We start from the raw sequence: 15,006 nt of genomic DNA, 5'->3' as shown, positions 1-15,006 counted from the left end.
CCCTGGGCTGGGAGACCGACTGCTCCGGCTCACTGGTCCGAAGCCGCCTCCGGCACATAGATCATGCGCCCGTCATTCAGCCGGTAGGTGATACCGGCGCGGCTGCCCTGCCCCTCACCGACCTCGCCACTGGACTCGTAGCGGGTCAGCTCCTCACCCTCCTTGATGGTCATGCGCATGTCGCTCTGGCCGGGGTTCTCGATCACTATGACGTTGTCCCGGGTGAAGGGGTTGAGCGGGTTCTGCACTATGATCACCAGCAGGATACCGATCACCACCAGAAACAGATCGATCAGGTTGACCATCGATAGCAGCGGGTCGTCCTCGTCCTGTTCGAGAAAACGCATCAGTTGCCCTCCCCGGTCCGTTCAATGACCCGCAGCTCCTGCAACAGCCAACGGCGCCGAACGGTCAGGATGAAATAACTGATGCTAGCAGCCAGCAGCGCCAGGATCACCGCCGAGAAGGCCACCACCAGATTGTCGCCGATGCCCTGGGCATCGCTGCGGGTCAGCGCCAGCAAGGCCGGGCCCATGGGGATCATGGTGGCGACCAGCCCGAGCATGGGGGTGCTGCGCGAGGTGATGCGCAGCCATTCCAGACGCTGCATGATATGCAGCTCCAGATCATCGCTGCTGCCGCCATGGCGCTGCTGCCAGGCCAGCAACGGCGAGCGATGGCGGCCGGTGCGGCGTTGCCAGGCCTCCATGGCAAAGCCGCCAAGGGCTATCAGCGAGTAGATCAGCGCGGCAACGATCAGCAGCAGCACCGGGGTGAGAAACCAGCGGGTGAGTTCGTAGAGGGTGACTTCCAGGGCGTTCATGGTGTTTCCGTTGCAGTTGTGTTGATGGGGATATGGCGGTTGGCCCGCTGCTGGCACCAGACACCGAAGAGGATGCAGCCAAGCATGCCAAGCAGACCGGCCCAGATGCGCCAGGGCGTTTCCAGCTCGCCCTGCGGCGTGACCTCCTGCATGACCTGACCGCGCACGGCGGCCTGCTGCCCGCTCGGTTCAGCGGGGTTGTCCTGGCTCTGCGGCTGACTGGCGCTGGCGCTGCCGAGGCCAAAACCGGCGGCCATGTCGCTGATGAACTCGACGGTCAGCGCCGCCCCCCTATCGGCGCCATGCTGTCCGGTCAGTTCCTGCCAGCGCTCGACCAGTTCGCGGCGGGTCTGCTCATCGGCATCCCAGTGCTGCTTGCGGATCGCCTCGACCATGCGTTCGATCAGTTGCGCCTGGGCGGTGGGGTTGTGCTGCTCGAACCACTGGCTCAGGCCCAGTTCACGGCTGTCCATCACATAGCTGTCGTGCACCGCCTGCCACTGGTCGTCACGCACCATGCTGCTGTCGGTGGCCTGCCAGCCCCACAGGTTGTTAACGATATTCAGCAGCTCCAGCGTGCCGGCATAGCCTTCCTGCTGCATGGCACCGATCCACTGGGGGTTGAGGTAGCGGCTGCGCAGCTCGCCGGCAAGGAACTGTGCAGCGCCACTGGTGCGCGGGGTGTTCTGGCGCAGGTCGCTGATATACAACGCCGGCGCCTGGCCATTGATCTGGCGTACCGCCTGGGACAGACCACCGAGGTATTCGAATGGATGGTCGGTGGACAGCAGGCCGTTGACCGTGGAAGAGCGCGCCAGCACCGCAGCCTGAACCCCCTTGAGCTGTTCGGCGAACAGGTTGCCGGAGGGCGGCGGTGCAACCAGCCCGCTGCTGCCATAGCCATGCTGCAGGCGTTGCAGGAACTGCTCGGCCAGTACCGCCTCGTCCTCCCAACTGGTTGAGTCCAGCGTCAGAGCGGTGACGCCCGTGCCGTAGTCGCCGGGGGCATTGCTGAAGATGCGCACATTGGCCAGACTGGCGGCCTGCTCGCTACCCAGCCCCTGCGCCTGCAATTGCTCGATCAGTGCTCGGTTGTTGGCGACCAGCGGGCTATCTTCCTCATCCAGTTGGCCCAGCCTCTCGATGGCCTCGGCCAGCAGTTGCATGAAGCCATCGAACTGGTCACGGTAGACGCTGGTGACCTGCAGCACCACGTCGATGCGCGGGCGCCCCAGTTCGCTGCGCGGGATAATCTCCAGCGCCCGCACTCTGCCACCCGCGTCCCATACCGGACGCAGACCCAGAGCGTGCAACACCTGGCTTTCCAGGATACCCAGGTGACGCATGGCCTCGGACGACCACAGGCTGAAGGCGAGCTTCTCCGGCATCTGCCCGTCGTGCTCGGCGCGGTAGGCGTCGAGCAATTGCTGCAGCGCCTGCTCACCGGCGGCGTAGGCGTTGGCGGTGGGCAGCTTGTCAGCCTCGAAGGCATACAGGTTGCGACCGCTGGGCACCTGCGGATTGCGCACCGGATCACCGCCCGGCCCCGGCGCGACAAAACCACCGGCCAGGCCGGCCAGCAGCGCCTCGATTTCGCCGGTCTCGGCCAAGTTATGCTGCTGCTCGCGGGCCTTGTGCAGCCAGTCACGCAGCTCGCCAGCAGCCAGTTGCTCGACCGGCTCGCCGTGCAGCAGATGGCGCTCGATCAACTGGTAGGCCGGGGTGTTCTGCAGCTCGGCAAAGTCCAACGCGGCGGGCTCATCGCTGTCGAAAGGCTCGCCGCTGGCGGCTGCGACCGCCTGCAGATAGGGCGTGCCAAGCTGCTGTATCACCGTGCTCAACTGGTGCTCTACAGCAGCGGGCTGGCCGAAGGTATGCAAGCCAAGCGGCAGGCTGTCCGCCGCCAGCGCGTGCAGGTAGTCATGCAGGGCGGCAAAGAAGCCGGAAAAATCCTGCTGCGCCCCCGCCTGGTCCCAGCCCAGATCGGCGAGCATGCCCTGTTCAGCCACCTGCCCAAGAATAGCGTCGGCGGTCTGCTGGCGTACCGCGCCCTCTTCCAGTTGCTGGTACTGGTGGATCAGGTCATGCAGCTCGCGCAACTCGTCATACAGCCCGGCCGGGGCAAACGGTGGGGTCTGGTGACTGACCACCACCGCGCGCCCGCGGCGCCGAGCCTGCATGGCCTCGCCGATATTGTCCTGGATATAGGGATAGAACACCGGCAGATCGCCCAGTGCGAGAAACGGATAATCATCCACCGCCAGCCCACGATCCTTGCCCGGCAGCCATTCCTGGGTGCCATGGGTGCCGAAGTGGATCAGCGCATCGGCTTGGCAGCGCAGCAGCATATAGGCAGCCAGGTAGATATGGTCCGGCGGCACGGCGGTGTCGTGATAGGCCTCGCCCGGTCGCCCGGCCCGGGGCGGCTGCGGCATCAGCAGCAGGCTGCCGAGCTGCGCCCGGGGAATGATGAAGTGCGGTTGACCGTCGATCTGGCGCAGCGCCCAGTGGCTGGCCGGATCGCCCCAGCGCTGCTGCAACGCCTGTTGCACCGGAGCGGGCAGGTCATGCAGCCATTGCTGATAGTCGGCCAGCGGCAGGGCTGCCGCCAGGCCGTCGTCATGCAGCGCATCCAGGGTCTCGGGCCGGTAGTAACCGGCCAGCAGGCGCTGGCCGAGCTGGATGAACTTTTCCTCATCGGTAGCCGGGATCGGGTAACCCGCGTCGGCCAGTGCGCCACTCAGCACCGCCAAGCTGCGCGGTACGTTGAGGTGCGAGGCCGACAGGTTGCGCTCGCCATCCGGGTGATTCCAGAACAGCAGGGCCAGCCGCTTGTCTTCAGGCGGCAGATCCTGCAGACGCACCAGCCGGTCGATCTTGCCCAGCAGGGCGTCGGCCTGTTCCGGGATCAACTGTGGCTCGCCCTGCTCCAGTGTGCCGATCACCAGCGGGTCGGTCATGCCCCAGGTTTCCGGTACGCCGAGCAGGGGCGCGACGGAATGGGTAGCGATACCCGATGGGGACTCGCGCCAGTCCGCCAGGCTGGTGCGCTGGATAAAGCTCTGGATGACCGGAATGCCCAGTTGCAGGAATTCGGCCTGGCGCGCCGCGCCATTCTGCATATGGGTCAGGTTGACCAACACGCGCACCCCGGCGGGCTCGACCACCTCGGTCAGCGCCTGCGGGTTCTGCGCATCGACCCAGAACACCAGCGGAGTCTGGCCGTGCCGTTCGCTGGCAGCGATCAGGTCATCCAGCAGCTGCAACTCGGCATCGGCCAGGCTGCTGCCGTGGGTGATGAAGCCGATGCGCGGCGCCTGCTGCGGCCAGCGCTCGCTGCCCCAGCGCAGGTAGTCCTGTACATTGTCGAACGGTGCCGGGGCGGCGGGATGATAGACACCGGCGGCCGGCAGTTGCTGGGGCGGCGCCACGCCGACGGCATCCCCGCCCGAGCGTTGCAGTTGCCAGAACTCGAACAGCCGGCGCAGATTGCTTTGCCCGCCGTTGCCGTAGTAGCCAATTAGTTGCCAGGCGGCCGGCGCTGGCAGATTGCCGAACGCCGGGGCACCACCGCCTACCCGAATCCAGGGGGTGCTGCCGTGCTCCAGCTGATCACCGAGAAACGCCTGCATCTGCGCCAGGTCACCGGGCCGGGGCGTGTCGAGAATCAGCAGGCCGGCCAGCAGGTCTGCCGGCGCAGCCTGCCCTTCGATATAACCGCTCTCCAGCCGCAGACCGGCTTCCCCGGCCCATTGCTGCAACCGCGCCAGCTTGCCCGGCAGCACGAAGTCATTGCTCAGCACACGGACATCCGGCACGGCCTCGGCCCGTACCAGGCCTGCACCGCCCAGCAGCACCAGCAGGATCAACACTAACCTGGCCATGCTCAGAAACTCAGGCTCAGGCCGACGTGGTAGGTGCGGCCCGGCTCAGGGTAGTTGAACAGCACATTGTCATCGGCCAGCCGCTCATCGCCGAGGTTCTCGATGCCACCGCGCAGGGTCAGCTCGGGCGTCAGTTGCTGGCTCAACTCCAGGTGCCAGAGGCTGTAGGCCGGCAGCCCGTAGGCTACGTTGCGGCTGTAGCCGATCTGGCTGCCGACATACTCACCACGCAGCTGTGCATTGAATGCCGGTGTCGGTGCCCACTTCAGGTGGGTATTGGCCAGATGCCGCGAGCGTCCGGCCAGGCGCTGGTCGGCACCCCGATCGATGGCATCCAGATAGGTGTAGTTGATACCCCAGTGCAGGGAGGCCGGCAGGTCAATTTCTCCACCCAGCTCCAGGCCGCGGATGCGGGCACGGTCAACGTTCTCGTAGTTGCGCAGTTCACGCCCGCGAATCCCGCAATCGGCAACGCAAACGGTCTGGATCAGCCCCTTCAGGTTGTTCTGGAAAATCCCGGCGTTGAGTGACCAGCCCTCACCCACATAGTCGGCCACCAGCTCATAGGTGGTGTTAAGTTCCGGATCGAGGTCGGGGTTGCCCACGATGGTGAACTGACCGCCCCCACCAATGGCCGAATAGCCCGGCGACAGCTGCTTCAATGTCGGCGCCTTGAAGCCGCGCCCGCCACCACCCTTGATGGTCAGGGCGTCGCTGTGGTTGTACACCAGATAGGCCCGCGGGCTCTTGTGCCAGCCGTATTCCTCATGCTTGTCGAAGCGGCTGCCGAGCAGCAACGACCAGTTCTCGTGCAGCTGGATTTCATCCTGCAGGAATACCGCCCGGTGCACTGCCTTGCCCTTGCCACTGGCCAGGCTGTCATCCTTCAGCTCCTCGCGACGCCACTCACCACCCAGGCTGAGCAGATGACGCTCGCCCAGCGGCAGGCTTAGCGTGCCGTCGACAATATCATCGGTCATCTTCTGCCAGGGATTGGTCGGAATCTGGCCACGGGTATAGCTTTGTTCGCGTTCCAGGGTGTTGCGGTAGGCGCGCACGCTGGTTCTGCCCCAGTCCCAGTTGCCGGTGTGGCTCAACGAAAACTGCTCACGCTCGATATCGTCGCGGGACTCGTACTCCGGCGCAGTCGGCGCAGCACTGCGCACATTGCGCCAGCGATCCTCGCGGCCGCGGCCCAGGGTCAGGTCGATCTGCTGCGCCAAGTCCGGCGTCCAGCTCAGGGTCGCGCTGGCACTCTGCGACTCGCGCCCTTCCAGCTCGGACAGAGCCGTATCGTCCCGGTCAGCAGTGGCCTGACGTTTACGGTTTTCACCGGTGAAGCTCAGGCCCAGCACATTCTCGATCAGCGGGCCACCGGCATACACACCCAACTGATGGGTCTGGCCGCCATGGCTGTGATCCGGCATCCCGCCATTCAGCATCAGGCTGCCGCGCCACTCATCGGTGGCCTTGCGGGTAATGACATTGACCACCCCGCCCAGCGCCTCGGAGCCATACAGCGCCGACATCGGCCCACGCACCACCTCGATGCGCTCGATGGCCTCCACCGGTACCCAGCCCAGATCGAAGTCGGCATGGGCAATGGCACTGGCGGCGGTATTGATGCGCTGGCCGTTGACCAGCACCAGGGTGTGCTCGCCGTCCATGCCGCGAATGCTGACCCCGCGCCGGGTCAGACCAATACCGGTGAACTGCAGGCCGGGCGTGCCACGCAGGGCATCCTCCAGATCCTGCACCGGCCGATTGGCCAGATCCTCACGGGAAATCACCGTGATACTCGCCGGCGCATCCTGCAGCGAACGCTCGGTAATGGTGGCGGTTACCACCTGGGACTGCAGATCGAGTACATCGGCACCGGCTGAGGCCGGCAGCACAGCCAGTGTGCCGGCCAAGGGCAACAGCAGAAAACGAAGAGAGTGAGATGGCGTCATGGGCCCGTCCTGATGGCATGTGAGGAAAGGGCCAAGACACTATCATGTTATACTATAACAAAACAACAAGTGACGACTGGTAAGACGGGTAGTACGCAACGGGGAAGCGGAGGCTGGGCGAGCGAGGGGAGTGGGAGTGGGAGTGGGGGTTCTTGCCAATCTCGACTGCAGAAACGCAAAAAGCCCAGCTTTTCAGCTGGGCTTTTTGCTCACTATCTGGCGGAGAGCGAGGGATTCGAACCCTCGATACGCTATTAACGTATACACACTTTCCAGGCGTGCTCCTTCAACCACTCGGACAGCTCTCCGGATCTCGGCAGCTGGCTTGCCAGTTCCGAGGCGCGCTAATGTACCCAAACCAGAGCGGTTTGGCAAATCCTATTTGCAGACTCGCCAGTCATCGCTATCTTGATACACTGCCAGACTGCGCCGGCTTCTGCCCGGCTGATTTCAACCGATGAGGACTCTTCGATGAGCGAGCTGGTCTCCTACAGTTTTTCCGATGGTATTGCCCGGCTGGGCCTGGACAATGGCAAGGTCAATGCCCTTTCGCCGGCGCTGTTCGAGGCATTCGATGCGGCGCTGGACCGGGCCGAGCAGGATCGGGCGGTGGTGGTGATCAGCGGCAAGCCCGGCATCTTCTCCGGCGGTTATGACCTGCAGGTGATGACCTCCAGCCCCGCTGCCGCCCGGGAACTGGTGGCCACCGGCTCTACCCTGTCGCGCCGCCTGCTGTCCCACCCCTACCCGGTGGTGGCGGTATGTACCGGGCACGCGATTGCCAAGGGGGCTTTCCTGTTGCTGTCCGCCGATTATCGCATCGGCGTGGAAGGCCCGTTCAAGATTGGCCTCAACGAAGTCGCCATCGGCATGACCATGCACCACGTGGGTATCGAACTGGCCCGGGCACGACTGACCCATAGCGCCTTCACCCGCTCGGTGATCAATGCCGAGCTGTTCTCGCCGGCCGATGCGGTTGCCGCCGGCTTCCTGGACCGGGTGGTAGCGGCCGAGGAACTGGAAGCCGAGGCAATGGCCATGGCCACGCTACTGACCAAGCTGAACATGACCGCGCACCGCAACACCAAGCTGAAAACCCGGCGCGCACTGCTGGAACTGCTTGATCAGTCCATCGCCGAAGACAAGCAACACGATCTCTGATGGACTCGCTCACCCAGGCGGTACTCGGCGCTTCGGTCCAGGGCGCCTTGCTGGGTCGCTGGCAGGGCCGCAAGGCTCTGCTCTACGGAGCGATGTTAGGCACGCTGCCAGATCTGGACGTGGTGTTGGACTACGGCGACGCAGTGGCCAACATGACCTACCATCGTGGCTTCAGTCACTCGCTGCTGGTGACCAGCCTGTTCAGCGTGGTACTGGCCTGGCTGATCCGACGCTGGCGGCCGCATCCCGGCTACAGCACCCTGCGCCTGTGGTTTTGCATCTGGCTGGTACTGACCACCCATATCGTACTGGATGCCTTCACCAGCTATGGCACCCAGTTGCTGTGGCCGCTGCCGACGCCACCGGTGGCGATCTCCAGTATTTTCATCATCGACCCGCTGTACACCCTGCCGCTGCTACTGGCGGTGGCCGCTGGACTGCTGATCGGCCTGCGCAAGCATGCCGGCGTGCGCCTGCAGTATGTCGCCCTGGCGATCAGCAGCCTGTATCTGCTCAGCACCCTGGCCGGCAAGCACATGGCCGAGCAGCGTCTGGAGCAGGCACTGGCCGAGACCGGCATCCAGGCGCAAGCCACCTTCAGTTCGCCGACGCCCTTCAACACCGTATTATGGCGGGTGGTGGCGGTGGATGGTGACGATTATTACGAAGGCCTGGTGAGCTGGTTCGATAGCCAGCCTCCCGTTCTGGAGCGCCTGCCGCGACGCGCCAGCGAAGCGCAGGCCACCTTGCAGGACTCGCCCCAGCACCAGCGTCTGCGCTGGTTCAGTGGTGACCTGCTGCGCTATGACCTGATCGATGATCATTGGGTGGTGACCGATCTGCGCCTGGGCATGACCGGCTATCATCCGTTCCGCTTCGCCCTGGCGCAGTTGCAGCAACAGCAACAGACCAGCCAACTGGTCGAGGTCACCGAGCTGTGGCCAGCGCCCAGGGCTGACCTGTCCTCGCTCGGCCTGTTGCATCGTCGGGCGCTGGACGAAAGCTACCCGGTATCCATGGGAAGTCTGGCCGAGAGCCTGGTGCTGTCGCCCACCAAGCCCTGAGCCTCGCCAGCCAGCGACCCCGGTCTAGCGGGATCGCTGTTGCTGATAGCTGCTGATCAATGCCGTGGCGGTGTCGCCCTCGTGTACCCACTCGCGCCAGATGGCCAGCAGCAGTGCCATCAGCACCGGGCCAACGAACAGGCCGACCAGGCCCATGGTGGTCACTCCGCCGATCAGCCCGAAGAAGGTCAGCAGGAACGGCAGCTTGATCGGGCCGCCCACCAGCGAAGGGCGGATGGTCTTGTCGACGATGAACAGTTCGACCGAGCCCCAGACGAACAACCCGACCCCGGCCACGGTACTGCCACTGCCCACCAGGTACAGCGAGACCAGGGTAAAGGCCAGTGGTGCACCGCCGGGAATCAGCGCCATGACGCCGGTGATCAGCCCCAGAGCCACCGGTGACGGAACTCCTGCCACCCAGTAGGCAATGCCCAGCACGATACCCTCACCGATGGCGATCAGGCCCATGCCGATCACCGTGGAGGTAACGGTCGCCGGCACCATGCGCGAGAACCGTTGCCAGCGCGCCGGCAACACCTCCTCCCCCACCCGGTCGATCTGCGCTACCAGCAGATGTCCATCGCGGTACAGGAAGAACAGCGTGATCAGCATGAACAACAGCGCCAGGGCCAGGGAGAAGGCCTTGCCGCTCATGGTCATGATCACCCGGGAGATATTGCCCAGGTGCTGACCGCTGGCCATCTGGATGATTTCGCTGATCGCATGGGGATGATTCAGATATTCATTCCATTGCTCCGCCAGCCAGGTCCCCACCAACGGCAATGCCGCGATCCATCCGGGCACGCTGGCACCATCGCGGTTAGCCTCCACCAACCAGGCCATCCAGCTCTGGGCTTCCTCCAGGGCGAAGGAAAAGGCCATGGTCAGCGGTACAATCAGTACGCCGAGGATCAGCATGATGGCTATCGCCGCCGCCAGCGTCCGCCGCCCACCGCAGAGCTGCAACAGGCGCTGGTATAGCGTCCAGCTGGCAAAGGCGATGATCAGCGCCGCCAGCACCGGAACGATGAATCCGTGGAAGAAATAGATCCCGGCGATGATCACCAGGAACAGCAACCAGCGCGCCGCGGAATGCGATGGCAGAATCGATGGGGGTGGCGTTGTACTCATGTGCTCCCTTCGTATGTGGCCGGGGGTCGGCGATCAGTCCATCATAACAGCATGCAGACCGCCCGCTGCGGGGAATGCTTTACTGAATTGTGCGAAGGTTGGCAGCGTCGGCATCAGCGGCCCATCGCGGCGAGACGCCGCTCCAACATACATACCATTGATATCTGCCATGGCGCGCATACTGGCCCAGGCTCTGCAATAATGGCCCGGTTTGCCCCGTCTACCCACCCAGGATACCGAGTTCGATGGCAGTTCCCACCCCGCAAAATAGAATTCCCCTGGCCATGGGGAGCTGCCTGCTGGCGATTTTCACTACCATCCTTGCCAGCCATATGCCGACGCCGCTGTATGCGGTCTGGCAACAGAGCTGGGGCTTTTCCGATACGGCACTGACAGCGGTGTTTTCAGTATACGTGCTGGGGGTGGTGCTGACCCTGCTGAGCATGGGCTCGTTGTCCGACCAACTGGGCCGTCGGCAGATGCTGGTCCCCGGGCTGTTGTCCATCCTGCTCGGGGCGATCGCCTTCATGCTGGCGAGCGATATCTACCAACTGGGTGCGGCCCGCCTGCTGACCGGCATCGGCACCGGCATGGTCACCGGCGCAGCGACCGCGGCGGTGATCGAGCTGGAGCCCGACGGCAACTGGACCCGCAGCGCTGCGCTGGCCGCCCTGGCCTTCACCCTCGGCGCGGCCACGGGCCCGACCATCAGTTCACTGGCACTACGCTGGACCAGCCATGCCGAAAGCTGGCCCTTCCTGGTCGTGGCGGTGCTCTGCGTGCTGTGCATCATCCTGCTGCTGCGCGCTCCCTGGCCGGCAGGCCTGGGCCAGCGCCAGCAGGACTTCCGCCTGCGCGCCTGGCGGCCGACACCGATCAAGGTACCGCGCGCGCTGTTGGGCACCTTCCTGTTCGCCGCTGCGGCCATCTGCCTGGCCTGGTCCACCGGCAGCCTGTACTCCTCGCTGGGGCCGTCCATGGCCCGGGAGCTGGCCGGGGTCAGTGATCGCGCACTGGCCGGACTGTTTGCCGCCGGCTGGCAACTGGTCGCTGGCGTCAGCCAGTTCGCCTGCCAGCGCCAGCCACTCAACCGCCTGGTGCTGCTCGGGCCAAGCCTGTTGATCCTTGGCCTGGCGGCCATGGCTGCCGCGGTGCTGCTGGCTTCGGTCTGGCTGTTCAGCCTGGCAACCCTGGCCACCGCCATGGGTGCCGGCGCGATCGGCGTGATCGCCACCGTCACCATTGCCCGTTCAGCCCCGCCGGCCGAGCGTGGCAGCATGACCTCAGCGTTCTACCTGGCGGCCTATCTGACCATGGCCACGGTGGTCCTGGGGATAGGATTTGCCAGTGACTATGTGGGCCTGGTCAACAGCATGCTGGGCTTTACCGTACTGATCTCGCTCGCTGCCCTGGGTCTGATGCTGGCGCGCCGCTGGACCCGGGCATAGCAAGCAGCGGTCAGAGACTGACGTAGCGACTGATCAGCGCCCGCAGCGCCGCCGGCTTCACCGGCTTGGGCAGGTAATCCAGCCCGTGCAGGCGAATCCGCGTGATCAGCTCGTTGCGCCCATCGGCGCTGATGACCACGCCCGGCAACTCGGGGTTGATCCGCTCGCGCAACCAGGCCACCAGCTCCAGTCCGGTATCGCCATCATCCAGGTGGTAGTCGGCCAGCACCAGCTCCGGCGTGAACCCCGAATCGAGCACCGCCTGCACCTCGCTGCGATCCCTGGCTACCGCCACATTGCACTGCCAACGGCTGAGCAGGCTCTGCATGCCGGTGAGGATGGTCGCCTCGTTGTCGATGCACAACACCTGGGCGCCACTGAGCATCGGCGCATGGACCTGGCTGACCGTGCGCGAGTGACGATCGTAGCGCACCACCGGCACCATCACACTGAACACGCTGCCCCGTCCTGGCCAGGAGCGCACCGACAATTCATGACCCAGTACTCGGCACAGGCCGTCGGCGATGGCCAGCCCCAGACCCAGGCCTTTCTCCGCCTGGGTACGGTGGTTGTCCAGGCGTTTGAACTCCTCGAAGATGGTCTGCAACTTGTCCCGCGGAATACCCGGCCCCTGGTCCCAGACCTCGATACGCACACCATCGGGCAGACGACGCATACCCAGCACCACGCGGGAGTTGCCGGCATAGCGGAAGGCATTGGTGAGAAAGTTCTGCAGCACCCGGCGCAACAGGCGGATATCACTGCGCACCCGCAGTCGGCTACTGTGCACCCGCAGGTCCACGCCACGCTCGACGGCCAGTGCGCCGAACTCGATGCGCAGCGGCTCGATCAGGTCGGTGAGTACGAGATCGCTCCATTCCGGGGTGATCCGCCCGGATTCCAGGCGCGACAGGTCGAGCAGGTCGGAGATCAGATCCTCGGCCGAACGAAGCGAGGTATCCAGGTGGCGTACCAGCTCCTGGGCTTCCGCCGGCAGGTTCGGCTGATGGGCCAGGGACGCCGAGAACAGCCGGGCGGCGTTCATCGGCTGCATCAGGTCGTGGCTGACCGCGGTCAGGAAGCGGCTCTTCGACTGGCTGGTCTGCTCGGTCTGGGCCTTGGCCTGTAACAATGCTTCGTTCAGTTCGGACAACTCACGGGTCCGCTCGACCACCCGCTGTTCCAGGCCCTCGTTGGATTCCTTGAGCGCACGCTCAGCTTCGCGGAAGGCGGTGATATCAGTGAAACTCATGACGAAGCCGCCGCCGGGCATCGGGTTGCCGATGATCTCGATCACCCGGCCATTGGGAAACAGCCGCTCCGAGCGGTGCGCGGTACCCCGGCGCATCCAGTTCACGCGCTTTTCCATATGCATCTGCGGGTCACCCGGGCCACACAGCCCGCGCCGTGCATTGCACAGGATCAGGTCGGCAATCGGCCGGCCGATGGTGATCAGCCCCTCCGGGTACTGGAACATCTCCAGATAGCGCTGATTCCAGGCCACCAGGCGCAGCTCCTTGTCCACCACGCTGATGCCCTGGGTGATGTTCTCGATCGCCCCCTGCAACAGTCCGCGGTTGAACTGCAGCACCTCGGAAGCCTCGTCGACGATGCGCACCACATCCTCGAAGTGCATGGCCCGCCCTTCGATCGCCGCCTTCACCACCACCCGCGCCGAAGACGCGCCCAACACCCCGGCCAGCAGGCGCTCGGTCTGGGTGATCCAGCTGCTGTCGGCCACCTGCGTCGGGTTGAAGGTAGTCTCCTGGGCCTCGGCGAAACGCTCGAAACCGGCCCGAGCACGCTCTTCACCGACGAAGCGCGCCGCCAGCATCAGCAGGTCGTCCACCGTGACCCGCAGCATGGAGCGGCTCGGGCCATCGGCCCACTGATCGCCATCCAGGCTGACAAAACGGCTGGCCTGCCAGTGCTCCAGCACCCGGGTGCGGCTGAACAGGGACACCAGTACGAAGACCACGAAATTGCAGCTCAGCGCGGCAATGCTACCCAGCGTCAGGCTGTCGACCGGCAGGCCGAAGGCATTGTCGTACATGCCCTCCAGTACCGGCCAGTCGGTCACGCTGACGATATCCAGCAACGGCAGGATCAGCAGGTAGAACCACAGGCTGATGCCTACCAGCAAGCCGGCGAACACGCCGCTGCGATTGGCCTGTTTCCAGAACAGCGCGCCGAACATCGCCGGCGCCAACTGAGCGATGGCAGCAAAGGCGATCTGCCCGGTATTGGCCAGGCTGCCGGCCGAGCCGATCATGCGATACACCACGTAGGCCAGCAGCAGGATGATCAGGATGCTGCTGCGCCGCACATTCAGCATCCAGCCACGGAATTCCTCGTAGGAGCGTTCCGGCTGGTTCTTGTTGCGCAGCAACAGCGGCATCACCACATCATTGGAGACCATGGTGCTCAGCGCGATCGCCGCGACGATGACCATACCGGTCGCCGCCGAGGCGCCACCGAGGAACGCCAGCAATGCCAGTACCGGGCGGCCTTCCATCAGCGGCAGATTGATCACATAGGAGTCCGGCATCAACGTGGTGCCGAAATTCAGCTGGCCGGCCAGGCTGATCGGTATCACGAACAGGCCGGCCAGCAGCAGGTAGGCGGGGAATACCCAACGCGCCACCCGCAGATCTCCCGACTGGATATTCTCCACCACCGCCACCTGGAACTGCCGCGGCAGGCAGATGAACGCCAGGATGGCGATGAAGGTCTGGAACAGCAGGTTGATGTGCATGGTTTCGCGCTGCCAGTAATCGGCCAGCGCGGGGCTGTTGCTGGCCCGCTCCAGCAGGTCGGTAATGCCGCCAAACAGGCTGAAGGTGACGAACACACCGACCGCGAGAAACGCCAGCAGCTTGACCATCGACTCGAAGGCGATCGCCAGCATCATGCCCCGGTGGTGCTCGGTGGCATCCAGGCTGCGGGTACCGAACAGGATGGTGAACAGTGCCAGCACCAGGGTCACTACCAGCGCGGTGTCCTCGGCACTGTGCGCCCCTTCCACCAGCGGCTCGGCGCCCGCCCCGGTCAGCAGGTTGAAGCCCAGCACTATGCCCTTGAGTTGCAGGGCGATATACGGCAGTACACTGACCAGACACAGCGCAGCGACGATCACGCCCAGGCTCTGCGACTTGCCGTAGCGCGAGGCGATGAAGTCGGCGATGGAGGTGATGTTTTCCTGCTTGCTGATGGCCAGCATGCGGGCAATCAGCCGCCAGCCGAGAATGAACAGGATCATCGGGCCGATATAGATCGGCAGGAAATCCCAGACCTGACCCGCAGCCATGCCGACCGCGCCGAAGAAGGTCCAGCTGGTACACCAGACGGCAAGCGACAGGCTGTACACCCAGACCCGCAGGCGCGGCCCGAATTCACCGGTCTGCCGATCGCCCCAGAAGGCGATAGCGAACAGACAGGCCATATAGACAAGGAATGTGGACGCAACCAGTCCACCGGAAAGCATCATCGACGGCATTCATCTCGCTAGCAGGAGCGCATAGTCTGGCAGGCGGCGCAGCC

At 64.5% G+C, this 15,006-nt stretch carries 9 protein-coding genes and 1 tRNA gene; 3 read left to right on the top strand and 7 right to left on the bottom strand.

The window, feature by feature from the left end:
- Positions 1–29: 29 nt before the first annotated feature.
- The 5 genes from H6X51_RS07245 to H6X51_RS07225 form a co-directional block, all read right to left on the bottom strand.
- Positions 30–347: a DUF2149 domain-containing protein gene (locus tag H6X51_RS07245; RefSeq protein WP_185266859.1), complete on the bottom strand. Its 318-nt coding sequence runs from the start codon at positions 345–347 to the stop codon at positions 30–32.
- The gene (locus H6X51_RS07240; RefSeq protein ID WP_185266858.1) at positions 347–823 is read right to left on the bottom strand and encodes a MotA/TolQ/ExbB proton channel family protein; all 477 of its coding nucleotides are present in this window, start codon (positions 821–823) and stop codon (positions 347–349) included. The genes H6X51_RS07245 and H6X51_RS07240 overlap by 1 nt, the downstream gene beginning before the upstream one ends.
- Positions 820–4,707, bottom strand: coding sequence for a cobaltochelatase subunit CobN (cobN, locus tag H6X51_RS07235; protein ID WP_185266857.1), 3,888 nt, complete (start codon positions 4,705–4,707; stop codon positions 820–822). Before cobN ends, H6X51_RS07240 begins: the two co-directional genes overlap by 4 nt.
- Before the next feature lie 2 nt (positions 4,708–4,709).
- Entirely contained in the window at positions 4,710–6,659 is a 1,950-nt protein-coding gene (locus H6X51_RS07230; protein ID WP_185266856.1) for a TonB-dependent receptor domain-containing protein, read from the bottom strand.
- A 217-nt stretch (positions 6,660–6,876) separates the two neighbouring features.
- Positions 6,877–6,967 (bottom strand) — tRNA-Ser (locus tag H6X51_RS07225).
- 163 nt (positions 6,968–7,130) lie between these two features.
- Here H6X51_RS07225 and H6X51_RS07220 point away from each other — a divergent pair.
- Both H6X51_RS07220 and H6X51_RS07215 read left to right on the top strand, forming a co-directional pair.
- Entirely contained in the window at positions 7,131–7,820 is a 690-nt protein-coding gene (locus H6X51_RS07220; protein ID WP_185266855.1) for a crotonase/enoyl-CoA hydratase family protein, read from the top strand.
- Positions 7,820–8,884 (top strand): metal-dependent hydrolase, encoded by a 1,065-nt coding sequence (locus H6X51_RS07215; protein ID WP_185266854.1) that lies wholly within the window; start codon positions 7,820–7,822, stop codon positions 8,882–8,884. Before H6X51_RS07220 ends, H6X51_RS07215 begins: the two co-directional genes overlap by 1 nt.
- Positions 8,885–8,908: 24 nt before the next feature.
- Here H6X51_RS07215 and H6X51_RS07210 read toward each other — a convergent pair whose 3' ends face one another.
- The gene (locus H6X51_RS07210) at positions 8,909–10,018 is read right to left on the bottom strand and encodes an AI-2E family transporter (RefSeq protein ID WP_185266852.1); all 1,110 of its coding nucleotides are present in this window, start codon (positions 10,016–10,018) and stop codon (positions 8,909–8,911) included.
- Positions 10,019–10,263: 245 nt separating this feature from the next.
- Here H6X51_RS07210 and H6X51_RS07205 point away from each other — a divergent pair, with 245 nt between their 5' ends.
- Complete coding sequence (locus H6X51_RS07205) at positions 10,264–11,466, top strand: MFS transporter (protein ID WP_185266850.1); 1,203 nt, start codon at positions 10,264–10,266, stop codon at positions 11,464–11,466.
- A gap of 10 nt (positions 11,467–11,476) precedes the next feature.
- On the opposite strand, the gene H6X51_RS07200 is transcribed toward H6X51_RS07205, so the two are convergent.
- The gene (locus H6X51_RS07200; protein WP_185266848.1) at positions 11,477–14,953 is read right to left on the bottom strand and encodes a hybrid sensor histidine kinase/response regulator; all 3,477 of its coding nucleotides are present in this window, start codon (positions 14,951–14,953) and stop codon (positions 11,477–11,479) included.
- Between the last annotated feature and the right edge of the window lie 53 nt (positions 14,954–15,006).

The sequence above is a fragment of the Halopseudomonas xiamenensis genome (assembly GCF_014219065.1).
In the GTDB taxonomy this organism is placed as follows: domain Bacteria; phylum Pseudomonadota; class Gammaproteobacteria; order Pseudomonadales; family Pseudomonadaceae; genus Halopseudomonas; species Halopseudomonas xiamenensis.
Note: the sequence above shows the minus strand (reverse complement) of the source record. Positions and strands in the feature narration are given on the sequence as shown.

What these genes read in the sequence shown, in the direction of transcription:
- H6X51_RS07240 (WP_185266858.1), bottom strand. Translation starts at nt 823, where the DNA reads ATGAACGCCCTGGAAGTCACCCTCTACGAACTCACCCGCTGGTTTCTC.
- H6X51_RS07205 (WP_185266850.1), top strand. Translation starts at nt 10,264, where the DNA reads ATGGCAGTTCCCACCCCGCAAAATAGAATTCCCCTGGCCATGGGGAGC.
- cobN (WP_185266857.1), bottom strand. Translation starts at nt 4,707, where the DNA reads ATGGCCAGGTTAGTGTTGATCCTGCTGGTGCTGCTGGGCGGTGCAGGC.
- H6X51_RS07245 (WP_185266859.1), bottom strand. Translation starts at nt 347, where the DNA reads ATGCGTTTTCTCGAACAGGACGAGGACGACCCGCTGCTATCGATGGTC.
- H6X51_RS07210 (WP_185266852.1), bottom strand. Translation starts at nt 10,018, where the DNA reads ATGAGTACAACGCCACCCCCATCGATTCTGCCATCGCATTCCGCGGCG.
- H6X51_RS07215 (WP_185266854.1), top strand. Translation starts at nt 7,820, where the DNA reads ATGGACTCGCTCACCCAGGCGGTACTCGGCGCTTCGGTCCAGGGCGCC.
- H6X51_RS07200 (WP_185266848.1), bottom strand. Translation starts at nt 14,953, where the DNA reads ATGATGCTTTCCGGTGGACTGGTTGCGTCCACATTCCTTGTCTATATG.
- H6X51_RS07230 (WP_185266856.1), bottom strand. Translation starts at nt 6,659, where the DNA reads ATGACGCCATCTCACTCTCTTCGTTTTCTGCTGTTGCCCTTGGCCGGC.
- H6X51_RS07220 (WP_185266855.1), top strand. Translation starts at nt 7,131, where the DNA reads ATGAGCGAGCTGGTCTCCTACAGTTTTTCCGATGGTATTGCCCGGCTG.